The sequence below is a fragment of the Actinoplanes sp. CA-131856 genome (assembly GCF_050956135.1).
In the GTDB taxonomy this organism is placed as follows: Bacteria; Actinomycetota; Actinomycetes; order Mycobacteriales; family Micromonosporaceae; genus Actinoplanes.
On the sequence record NZ_CP191849.1, the window covers coordinates 7,515,214 to 7,528,338 of the forward strand.

1 protein-coding gene (only partly in view) is annotated in these 13,125 nt (G+C 71.7%); it reads right to left on the bottom strand.

Annotated features, from left to right (window positions below):
- Positions 1 to 13,125, bottom strand: the final stretch of a protein-coding gene (locus tag ACQP2X_RS34710; RefSeq protein WP_498689142.1) for a non-ribosomal peptide synthase/polyketide synthase. Its footprint extends 18,300 nt past the window's final position; 13,125 of the gene's 31,425 nt are visible here — the last part of the coding sequence; the start codon falls outside the window, past its right edge — the gene reads right to left on this strand; the stop codon is at positions 1 to 3.

Below are 13,125 nucleotides of genomic sequence, written 5' to 3' on the forward strand. Positions count from 1 at the left end.
CTACCCCCGCTGCTCCAGCCAGCCGGCGATCGCGGACCAGACCCGCGCCAGCATGTCGGGGTGGATCATCTCGGCGTGGGTGCACGGCAACCGCACCTCGGTGATGGCGCCGTCCACATAGGGTTCCCACAGATGGCTTCCCCGGTCCGCGGTGCTCTCCGGGCCGATGTCCGAGACCAGCAGCGCCATCGCGCCGTCGAAGACCCGGGGGACGTATCCCTTGAGCAGGATCAGGTTGTTGCGGTAGACGCTGGTCAGCAGCTCGATCTCGGCCTCCGAGACACCGCCGAACGCCTCGATCCCGCCGAACGCCTCGCCCATCACTTCGTGGAACCGGGCCCGCATCTCGGCCGGGTCGTCCAGGTGCCGTTTCCCGGCACGCGGGCGCGGCTCCGGTGCCGGCTCGTCGTCGCCGGGACGGCGCCGCTGGGCCGGATAGGTGTCCATGATGACGAGCGCCGCCTCCTGCCCGGCCGCCCGCAGCTGGACGGCCATCTCGTGCGCCGGGATGCCGCCGAAGGAGAAGCCGGCCAGGTGGTACGGGCCCTCCGGTTGCAGGGCACGGATCTGCTCGATGTAGGCGGCCGCCATCTCCTCGATCGATCCGAAGAGGGGCGCCGACCCGTCCAGGCCGCGGGCCTGGAGCCCGTACACCGGTGTGTCGTCCGGGACGAACCTCGCCAGGGGCATGTAGCACCAGCTCAGTCCACCCGCCGGGTGCACCAGGAAGATCGGCGGGCGGCTGCCGCCGGCCCGGATCGGCAGCACCATGTCCAGCGCGTTCGCCACCGACGACACCCCCAGCCGGCCGATCAGGCCGGACACGGTCGGAGCGGCGAAGACGTCGCGCATGGTGGTCGACACGCCCCGCTCCGCCAGCCGCGACACCAGGGTGACGGCCAGCAGTGAGTGCCCGCCGAGCTGGAAGAAGTCGTCGTCCAGCCCGACACCGGGCACGCCCAGCACCTCGGCGAAGACCCCGGCCACCAGCTCTTCGAGGACCGAGGCCGAGCGGCCGTCCGTCCCCGGCTCGCCGGCGGCCCGCCGCTCCGGCGCCGGCAGGGCCTTGCGGTCGAGTTTTCCGTTGCCGGTCAGCGGAAGCTCGGGCAGCGTCACGTACGCCGCCGGGAGCATGTACTCGGGCAGGCGAGCGGCCGCCAGCTCCCGCAGTCGCGGCTCGGGGGCGCCGCCGACGACGTACGCGATCAGCCGGCCCTCCTGGGCGATCACCGCCGCCTGCCGCACGTCCGGGTGGGCCAGCAGGGCCTGCTCGATCTCGCCCGGCTCGATCCGGAACCCCCGGACCTTGATCTGCTCGTCCACGCGGCCCAGGAACTCCAGGTGACCGGCCACGTTCCACTTCGCCCGGTCGCCGGTCCGGTACATCCGTTCACCCGCCGCGAACGGGCAAGCCACGAACCGCTCGCCGGTCAGTCCGGGCCGGCCCACGTAGCCCCGGGCCAGCTGGGCGCCGGCGATGTACAACTCGCCGGCCACACCGGGCGGGACCGGTTGCAGGCTCTCGTCCAGCACGTACAGGCGGGTGTTGGCGATCGGCCGGCCGATCGGGACCGAGGCGGTGTGCACCGGCCGGTCGGCCGACACCTCGAACACACAGCAGCCGACGACCGTCTCGGTCGGCCCGTACTCGTTGACGACCACCGAGCCCGGCGCCTTCTCGAGCCAGGACCGCACCACTGTGCCCGGCAGCGCCTCGCCACCGACGACCCAGGTGCGGGCCGCCCCGGCCACCTGCTCGTCCCGGAGCGACTGCGACAGCAGGGCGAGGTGCGCCGGCACCACCTTCACCAGGCCGAACCCGCCCTCGGAGCGCAGCAGGTCGCCCAGTCCCTCGGCGTCACCGGCCGGGGTCACCACCACCGTCGACCCGGTCACCAGGGGTACGACCACGCTGGTGACCGTGAGGTCGAACGCAATCGACGAATGCAGCGGCGCGCCGCCGCCGTCCGCCATCCGGTAGGCGCCGGCGGCCCAGGTCACGTAGTTCGCGAGTCCGCCGTGGGTCACCGCGACGCCCTTCGGCGTTCCGGTCGAGCCCGACGTGTAGATCACGTAGGCCAGCCGGTCCGGCGAGAGCACCGAGGCCGGCGCCGTCGCCGGCGCGGTGGCCAGCTGGGCGGTGGTGAACGGATCGTCGAGCACGACCATGCGGGCCGGGCCGTTCGCCGGGAGGTCGCCGGCGGTCATCTCGTCGGTGAGCAGCACTCCGGCCCGGGCGTCGGCCAGCATGAACGCGATGCGCTGGGCCGGATAGCGCGGATCGATCGGCAGGTAGGCCGCGCCCGCCTTCCACACCGCCAGGATCGCGGTCACCAGGTCCGGCCCGGCCGGCAGGCACAGGCCCACCACCGAGTCGGGGCCCACGCCCTGACCGGTCAGGTGGTGGGCCAGGCGGTTCGCCGCCTCGTCCAACCGGCGGTACGTCACCTGGGCCTCCCCCGCGGCCACCGCTACGGCGTCCGGGGCCGCCGCCACCCGCCGCGCGAACAGCTCGACGACGGTGCCGGCCGAGATCGCGACCGCGGTGTCGTTCCACTCGGTCAGCACCGTCCCGCGTTCGGCGGCGTCCATCAGCGGCACGGTCCGCACCGGCGCGCCGGGCCGGGCGACCATGGCCGTCAGCACCCGTTCGAGCCAGGCCGTGAACCGCCGGGCGGCCGACGGGTCGAAGAGGTCGTCGGCGACCGCGATATGCCCTCGCAGACCGGCCGGGCGGCCCTCACGGTCGAACACCTCGCCGATCATCACGTCGAGATCGAACCGGGACGCCACCGGCACCAGCCCCGGCGTCCGCGGCTGTTCGCCGGCGCCGTCCAGCACGACCCGCTCGACGTTCTGGAACGTCAGCATCACCTGGAACAGCGGGTGCCGGGCCAGCGACCGGGCCGGGGCGAGCTCCTCGACCAGGCGCTCGAACGGCACGTCCTGGTTGGCCACGGCGCCCAGGCTCGCCTCCCGGACCCGGGACAGCACCTCCCGGAAGTCCGGGTCGCCGGTGAGGTCGGTGCGGATCACCAGCGAGTTCACGAAGAACCCGACCAGATCGTTCAGGGCCTCGTCGGAGCGGCCGGCCACCGCCGCACCGACCGGGATGTCGGTGCCGGCGCCGAGCCGCGACAACATGACCGCGACCGCGGCCTGAGCGACCATGAACATCGTGACGCCCTCGGACCGGGCCAGCTCGACCAGCCGCCGGTGGGTCTCGGCCGGCACCGACATCGGCGACAGGTGGCCCCGGTAGGACGCGACCGCGGGACGTGGCCGGTCGGTCGGCAGCGCCAGCTCCTCGGGCGCGCCGGCCAGGTTCTCCCGCCAATATGCGGCCTGCCGCGACAGCAGGCTCTCCGGATCGCTCTCGTCGCCCAGCAACTCCCGCTGCCAGAGCGCGTAGTCGGCGTACTGCACCGGCAGCGGCTCCCACTCCGGCGCCAGGCCACGTCGCCGTGCCGCGTAGGCGTTCGACAGATCCCGGTTCAGCGGTCCCATCGACCAGCCGTCGGTGACGATGTGATGCAGCAACAGCACCAGCACGGATTCATCCGGCCCGGCCCGGAACACCCAGGCCTTGATCGGCGCTTCGCGGGACAGATCGAGGGTGTACGCCTCGGCCCCGGCCACCGCGGCGGCCAGCTCCCCCGGATCGACCTCGACCACCTCGGCCGACCAGTCCAGCTCGGCCATGTCGAGGATGCGCTGGTACGGCTGGCCGTCGACGGCCGGGAACACCGTCCGCAGCGACTCGTGCCGCCCGATCACATCGAGCAGGGCCGCTTGGAGAGCGGCCACGTTCACATCGCCGGGCAGTCGCATGGTGACCGGGTTGTTGTAGGTCGTGCCCGCACCGTCGAGCTGGGCCAGGAACCACATCCGGCGCTGTGCGAACGACAACGGCACCCGCTCCGGGCGCTCCCCGGACCGCAGGATCGGCCTGGCCTCATCGGTGTCGGCCGCCGCCAGCTCGGCCGGCGTCGGCCGCTCGAACAGCACGCGCACCTCGATCTCGACGCCGAGCAGGGCCCGGATCCGCGACACCAGCTTGACCGCCAGCAGCGAATGACCGCCCAGGGCGAAAAAGCTGTCGTCGACACCGACCGCGTCCACACCCAGCACCTCGGCGAAGGCCGCGCACAACAACTCCTCACGCACGCTCACCGGAGCCCGCCCGGCCCCCGCCGCGGCACCGTAGTCGGGGGCGGGCAACGCCTGACGGTCGAGCTTTCCGTTGCGGGTCAACGGCAACTCCGGCAAAGCCACGAACGCGGACGGCACCATGTAGTCCGGCAACCGCCGCTCGGCCACCGCCCGCAATTGCGGTTCGGAGGCCTCACCGACGACGTAGGCGACCAAGCGCCCGTCACGAGCCAGCACGGCGGCCTGGCGTACCTCCGGATGCGACAGCAGCACCTGCTCGATCTCACCGGGCTCGATCCGGAAGCCACGGATCTTCACCTGGTCGTCGGCCCGCCCGGCGAAGGCGAGCTGCCCGCCGGCGGTCCACCGCACCCGGTCCCCGGTGCGGTACAACCGTTCCCCGGTCCCCCAGGGCGACGCCACGAACCGTTCCGCGGTCAGCGCCGGGCGGCCCACATAGCCACGGGCCAGGCCGGCACCGGCCACGTACAGCTCGCCGGTCACGCCGACCGGGACCGGCCGCAGAGCCTCGTCCAGCACGAACACCCGGCTGTTGGCGATCGGCACACCGATCACCGGCTCGTCACCGGCCGCCAACGGCCGCGACATCGACGCGCAGACGGTCACCTCCGTCGGGCCGTACGCGTTGATCAGCCGACGGCCCGGCGCCCACCGGTCCAGCGCCGGCCGATCCAGAGCCTCGCCCGCCGACACCACAGTGCACAGCCCGACCACGGCCGGATCCAGCACACCCAGCACGGCCGGCGGCAACGTCGCATGCGTCACCTCATGCCGGCGCAGCACGTCCACCAGCCCCGCGCCCGGCAACAGCTGATCCGCCGGGGCGACCACCAGCGCCGCACCGGAACACAACGCCATCAACACTTCCGAGGTCGCCGCGTCGAACCCGATCGACGCGAACTGCAACACCCGCGACCCGGCCGACACCGCGAACCGCTCGATCTGCGCCACCGCCAGGTTCACCGCGCCGGCATGGGTCAGCGCCACGCCCTTGGGCACACCGGTCGACCCCGACGTGTAGATGACGTACGCCAGCCCGTCCGGGCGTACCGGCACGCCGGGCGCGTGCGACGGGGCCGTCACGTCGGCCATGTCCACGGTCAGGATGCCGCTCACCGGCAGGTCGTCGAGCACCGCGCCGGTGCTCAGCAGCACGGCCGCCCGGCTGTCGGCGAGCATGTAGGCGATCCGCTCGCCGGGATGCCCGGCATCGATCGGGAGGTAGGCCGCGCCGGCCTTCAACACACCCAGCAGGGCGGCCACGAGCTCCGGCCCACGCTCGACCGCCACCGCGACGACCGACTCGGCTCCGACGCCGTAGCCCCGCAACGTCCACGCGACCTGGTTGGCCCGGGCGTCGAGGTCCGCGTACGACACCTCGGCGCCGTCGGCCACCACCGCCGCCGCGTGCGGCGCCTCGGCCACCCGCCGCCCGAACAGTTCCAGCGCGGTGGCTTCGGCCACCGGCACGACCGTGTCGTTCCATGCGGTCAGCACCTGGCGGCGTTCGCCGTCGTCCAGCACGTCGACCGCGTGCAGCCGGGTCTCCGGCGCCGCCGTGGTGAGGTCGAGGACCCGCGTCAGCCCGCGCGTGAGCCGCTCCACCGTCGAGCGGTCGAACAGGTCGGCCGAGCCGGTCACCGAGCCCCGCAGCCCGGCCGGGCGGCCGGCGTCGTCGAACACCTCGGCGACCATCAGGTCGAGGTCGGTCTTCACCGCGGCCTCGACCGGGGCGCCACCCGGGGCCCGCGTCTCCGGAAGGGCCAGCGTGACGCGCTCCATGTTCTGCAACGTCAGCACGACCTGGAACACCGGATGCCGCGTCAGCGACCGCACCGGCGCCAACTCCTCCACCAGACGCTCGAACGGCACATCCTGATTCGCCAACCCGCCCAGAGTGGCCTCGCGAACCCTCGACAACACCTGCCGAAACTCCGGATCACCACTCAGATCCGTGCGAACCACCAACGAATTGACGAAGAAACCAACCAGATCATGCAAAGCCTCATCGGTACGCCCAGCATTACCCGAACCGATCACCATGTCCGTGCCACCACCGAGGCGCGAGAACAACACCGCCAGCGCCGCCTGCAACACCATGAACGTCGTGACACCCTCGGCCCGAGCCACCTCACTCAACCGCCGATGCACCTCACCCGGAACCTCCAACGGCACCCGGTGCCCACGATGCGACGCCACCGCCGGACGCGGCCGATCCACCGGCAGAACAAGCTCCTCCGGCGCACCCGCCAACACCTCACGCCAGTAACCGACCTGCCGGGCCAGCCGATCCGCGTCGAGCAACTCCCGCTGCCACAACGCGTAATCCGCGTACTGCACCGGCAATGGCGCGAACACCGGGGCCTCACCCCGCGACCGCGCCGCGTACGCCGTCGACAGATCCCGCCGCAGCGGCGCGTTCGACCAGCCGTCGCCGGCGATGTGGTGCGTGACCACGACCAGGGTCTGCTCGTCCTCGCCGGACCGGAACAGCCAGGCCCGGATCGGCGCCTCGGTCGTCACGTCGAAGGCGTACCCGGTCGCCCGGGCCACCAGCTCCGCCCGCCCGGCGCCGGGCGCGTCGCTCACCGTGAGAGTCCAGTCGAGCTCGTCCAGTTCCAGGATCCGCTGGTACGGCTCGCCGCCGGCGGACGGGAACACGGTGCGCAACGGCTCGTGCCGGCCGATCACGTCCCGCAGCGCCGCGTCCAGCGCCACCGCGTCGACCGCGCCGTCCAGCCGGATCACCATCGGGGTGTTGTAGGTCGCGCTCGGCCCTTCGAGCTGAGCGAGGAACCACAGCCGGCGCTGGGCGAACGACAGCGGGACCCGCTCGGGGCGCTCCATCACCCGCAGAACCGGCCGTGGTGAGCCGGTCTCGGCGGCGGCCAGCCGGGCGGCCAGCCCGGCCGGGGTCGGCGCCTCGAACAGTGCCCGGATCTCGAGCTCGGCGCCGAGCACCGTCCGGATGCGCGACACCACCTTGACGGCGAGCAGCGAGTGCCCGCCCAGGGCGAAGAAGCTGTCGTCCACACCGACCGCCTCGAGCCCGAGCACGTGGGCGAACGCCGCGCAGATCAGTTCTTCCCGCACGGTGGCCGGGGCCCGGCCGTCGCCACTCGTGTAGTCCGGGGCCGGCAGCGCCGCCCGGTCCAGCTTGCCGTTCGGGGTCAGCGGCAACTCCGGCAGCACGACCACCGCCGACGGCACCATGTAGTCGGGCAGCCGCCGGGCCAACAGCTCCTTCAGCGAGCCGGCCCCGTCGGCGACGACGTAGGCGACCAGCCGCTCGTCCCGCAGGATCACGGCTGCCTGCCGCACCCCTTCATCGGAAAGGAGCACCTGCTCGATCTCACCCGGCTCCACCCGGAACCCACGAACCTTGACTTGATCGTCGGCGCGACCGGCGAAGACGAGCTGACCGTCGGCCGTCCACTTGACCCGGTCGCCCGTGCGGTACATCCGTTCCCCAGCACCGAACGGGCACGCCACGAACCGCTCACCAGTCAGAGCCGCCCGGCCCACATAACCCCGAGCCAGACCGGCACCAGCGATATACAACTCACCCGCCACACCAACCGGAACCGGCGCCAACACGTCATCGAGAACATACAACCGCGTATTCGCGATCGGCCGACCAAAAGGAACCGGGCCACCCCGGCCAGCGTCCACATCACCGGCGGCCACCATCACCGTCGCCTCAGTCGGCCCATACGTGTTAACCAACCGGCGACCCACCGACCAATCCCGCGCCGCCTGCTCACCAATCGCCTCAGCACCAACCAGCAAAGTCCGCACCGACGCCAGATCCTCAGGTTCGAGCACCCCCAGCAACGACGGCACCACACTCGCCGCCTGCACCCCCAGATCCCTCAACGAACGAGGCTCGGCCCGCTGCTCAGGCGTGGCGATCACCAACGTCGCCCCCGACGACAACGCCACCGCCACATCAAGAACCGAGGCATCGAAGCTGAACGACGCGAACTGCAGGATCGAAGCTCCACCCATCATCGGGCCGAACACCGACACCAGATTCGCCAGCGACCCGTGCGAGACCGCGACACCCTTAGGCGTACCAGTGGAACCTGATGTGTAGATCACGTAAGCCAGACCGCGGGGATCGGGCACGACCGCCGGCACCGGCGCACCCCCGGTCACCGTCCCCGGATGCATGACCGGCACCCCGGCCTCGACGCCGAGGTCGCGCTCGGCCACCACCAGCCGGGCGCCGCTGTCGGCCAGCAGCAGCGCGATCCGCTCGGCCGGATAGTCCGGATCGACCGGCACGTACGCCGCGCCGGCCTTCCACGCCGCCAGAATCGACGCGACCATGTCGACGCCGCGCGGCAGGCACAGAGCCACCAGCGACTCCGCACCCGCACCAGCGGCGGCCATTCCCGCCGCCAGCTCGTCCGAGCGCTTGTCCAGGGCCGCGTACGTCAACTCGACGCCACCGTAGGACACCGCGATCGCGTCCGGATCCTGCTCGGCGAACAGATCCAGGACGGTTCCCCGGCGGACCGGCGTCGCGGTGTCGTTCCATTCGGAAAGCACCCGCGCCCGCTCGTCCGCGTCCAGCACCTCGACGTCGCGCGGCCGGATGCCGGGCGCGGTGGTCACCACGTCGAGCACCCGCACCAGTTGGCGGGCCAGCCGCTCGGCCGTCTCGGGCCGGAACAGATCGGCCGCGACGATGACCCGGCCCTCGAGGCCCGCCGGCCGGCCGTCCGCGTCGAACGACTCGGAGAACGCGACGTCCAGGTCGAACTTCGCCGTGCCGGCCACCACCGCGTCCGAGGAGGAGCGACGGCCACCGGGCACCTCGCCCTCGACGTGCTGCACGGCCAGCATCACCTGGAACAGTGGGTGCCGGGCCAGCGACCGGGACGGCGTCAGATCCTCGACGAGCCGCTCGAACGGAACGTCCTGATGCGCCAGCGCGCCGAGGGTGTTCTCCCGGACGCGGGCGAGCACCTGCCGGAACTCCGGGTCGCCCGACAGGTCCGTACGGATGACCAAGGTGTTGACAAAGAAACCGACCAACTCGTGCAGACCTTCATCGGTACGCCCGGCGACCGCCGATCCGATCGGGATGTCCTCGCCCGCGCCCAGCCGCGACAGCAGCACCGCGAGCGCCGCCTGCACGACCATGAAGGTGGTCACGCCCTCGGACCGGGCCAGCTCGACCAGGCGCTGATGCGCCTCGGCCGGGACCCGGACCGGCACGCGGTGGCCCCGATGCGACGCCACCGCCGGCCGGGTCAGGTCGGTGGGCAGTGCGAGCTCCTCGGGCACCCCGGCCAGGGCCTCTCGCCAGTAGCCCACCTGCTGGGCCAGCACGTCGGCGGTCAGCAGATCGCGTTGCCACAGCGCGTAATCCGCGTACTGCACCGGCAGCGACTCGAACACCGGCGCCTCACCGCGGAGACGGGCCTCGTACGCCGTCGCCAGATCCCGCCGGAACGGCTGATGGGACCAGCCGTCGGTCGCGATGTGGTGCATCACCACCACCAGCACCCGCTCGTCGCCGTCCGGGCTCAGCAGCCACGCCCGGATCGGGATCTCGGCCGCCAGGTCGAAGGCGTACTCGGTCGCCTCCCGCCGGAGCCCACTGGTTTCCAGCCGCCAGTCCAGTTCCCCCGGCTCCAGGATCTTCTGGTACGGCTCGCCGTCCTCGGCCAGGACGACGGTGCGCAGGGACTCGTGCCGGCCGATGACGTCGCGCAGCGCCGCGTCCAGGGCCGCCTCGTCGACGTCCCGGCCCAGGCGCATCACCAGCGGCAGGTTGTAGACGGCGCTCGGGCCCTCCATCTGGGCCAGGAACCACAGGCGGCGCTGGGCGAACGACAGCGGCACCCGCTCCGGTCGCTCTCCCGCCCGCAGCGCCGGACGCACCGGGCCGGTGCCGGCGGCGGCCAGCCGGGCCGCCAGCAAGGCCGGGGTGGGCGCCTCGAACAGCTCACGGACCTCGGTCTCCACGCCCAACAGCACCCGGATCCGCGACACCAGCCGCACGGCGAGCAGCGAGTGCCCGCCCAGCTCGAAGAAATTGCCGTCGACGCCGACCGCGTCCAGACCCAGAACCTGGGCGAACGCCGCGCACAACAGCTCCTCCGGCACCGAGGCCGGCGCACGGCCCGCCTCGGACACGTACTCCGGGTCGGGCAACGCCGCGCGGTCCAGCTTGCCGTTGCCGGTCAACGGCAGCGCGTCCAGCGTCACGACCACCGACGGCACCATGTACTCCGGCAACCGCCGGGCCAGCGCCGACCGCAGATCGTTGTCCTCACCGACGACGTAGGCGACCAGCCGGTCATCACGCACAACCACCGCCGCCCGCTCGACCCCCGGATCGGCCAGAATCAGCTGCTCGACCTCACCCGGCTCCACCCGGAACCCACGAACCTTCACCTGCTGATCCGCACGCCCGACGAAGACGAGCTGCCCATCCGGAAGCCGCCGCACCAGATCGCCAGTGCGATACATCCGTGCGCCAGCGTCATACGGGCAAGCCACGAACCGCTCACCGGTCAACCCCGGCCGCCCCACATAGCCCCGCGCGAGACCAGCACCGGCAACATAAAGCTCCCCGGTGACCCCGACCGGGACCGGGCTCAGCGCGTCGTCGAGGACATACAGCCGGGTATTCGCCAGCGGACGGCCAATCGGCGCCACACCATCGCCGGTCAACTCAGCGGTCGCCACACCCACCGTGGTCTCGGTCGGCCCGTAATGGTTGAAAGTCTTTCCCTCGATGGCCAACCCGGGCGGCACCGCTTCCCCACCGAACACCAGCGACTTGCCCGGCGTCACCGCCTCGACGGACAACGCCATCGCATGCGAGGGCACCACCTTCACATGATCGATGCGGTGCTCCGCGATATACGAGGCCACCGCAACCGGATCCGTCACCTCATCGATGACGTGCAACTCACCGCCGGTAGCCAGGCTCGTGAAGACCACCGTGTTACCGAGGTCGGTCACCTGCGGCTGCAACAGGCCGTAGCGGCCACCGTTCCAGCCCAGCCGCTGCGACACCGATGACACATAGTTGGCGAGCGAGCCGTGGGTGACCGCTACGCCTTTTGGCCGGCCGGTCGAACCGGAGGTGTAGATGACGTAAGCCAGCATGCGCGGGTCGATGTCCACGTCCGGCGGATTTTCCGGATATAGCGACATCATCGGGTCATCCAGAGCAACCAGCGGAACCCGGCCCACCGGGAGATCGTCAAGGTCCAGACCAAGTACCAACGCGGCCCGGCTGTCGTCGAGCATGAACGCGATCCGCTCCACCGGCATCCGCGCATCGACCGGCAAATAGGCCCCGCCGGCCTTCCACACACCGAGAATCGCCGCGATCATGTCGATGCCGCGCGGCAGACACAGAGCCACCACTGAATCGGCGCCGACGCCCTGACCGCGCAAATACTGGGCTATCTGGTTGGAGCGGGCGTCGAGCTGCGCGTAGGACACCTCGATACCACCGGCAACTACGGCCACCGCCGAGTGCCGCGGGAGGGACTCCAATACCGAGGCGTACGGGATCGGTGCCGCCGTGTCGTTCCAACCGTGCAGAACCCGCGCCCGCTCCTCGGCGCCGAGCACATCGACCTCGTGCAGGCGGATCTCCGGCGTCGCGGTGACCGCCTCCACCACCCGCACCAGCCCCGACACCAGCCGCTCCACCGTCGACCGGTCGAACAGGTCGACCGACCCGGTCAGCATGCCGCGCAGCCCGCCCGGACGGCCCTGCCCGTCGAACACCTCGGAGACCGCCAGGTAGAGGTCGAACTTCGCGGCCGTGACGAGCCCGCCGCCGTCCGACGCCGCCCTCGCCCCGGCCCGGGCCCCGGGCAGGTCGAGTGCGGCCCGCTCGTTGTTCTGGAACGTCAGGATCACCTGGAACAGCGGATGGCGGGCCAGCGACCGGGCCGGCGCCAGCTCCTCGACCAGCCGCTCGAACGGCACGTCCTGATGTTCGAGCGCCGCCAGCGACGTCTCCCGGACCCGCGCCAGCACCTGCCGGAACTCCGGGTCGCCGGACAGGTCGGTGCGGATCACCAGCGAGTTGACGAAGAAGCCGATCAGGTCGTTCAGGGACTCGTCGGTGCGGCCCGCGTTGCTCGACCCGATCGGGATGTCGGTGCCGACGCCGAGCCGCGACAGCAGCACGGCCAGCGCCGCCTGCATGACCATGAAGGTGGTCACACCCTCGGCCCGGGCCAGCTCGACCAGCCGCCGGTGCACCTCGGCCGGGATGCGCAGCGGCGTCCCGTGCCCGCGGTGGCTGGAGGTCGCCGGTCGCGGCCGGTCCACCGGCAACGCCAGCTCCTCCGGGGCGCCGGCCAGAGCCTGCCGCCAGTACGCCACCTGCCGCGACAGCAGGCTTTCCGGATCCGCTTCCTCGCCCAGCAACTCCCGCTGCCAGAGCGCGTAGTCGGCATATTGCACCGGCAACGGCTCGAAGACCGGCGCCACACCGTCCAGGCGCGCCTTGTAGGCCGTCGACAGGTCCCGGCTCAGCGCGGCGTGCGACCAGCCGTCGCCGGCGATGTGATGCAGCAGCAGCACCAGAACGTGCTCGTCCGGGCCCGGTCGCAGCAGCCAGGCCCGGATGGGCACCTCGGCGGCCAGATCGAAGGCGTACCCGGTCACCTCGTCCGGTGACACGTCACTTATCTGCAACCGCCAGTCGAGCTCTTCCATGTCGAGAACCCTCTGGTACGGCCCGTCGCCGTCCGTGGGGAAGACCGTGCGCAGCGACTCGTGCCGGGCGATGACGTCGCGCAGGGCGGCGTCGAGGGCGACCGCGTCGATCGCGCCGGCCAGCCGGATCACGATCGGCATGTTGTAGGTGGCGTTCGGGCCTTCGAGCTGGGCCAGGAACCACAGGCGGCGCTGGGCGTACGACAGCGGCACCCGCTCCGGGCGATCGACCGGCCGCAGCGCCAG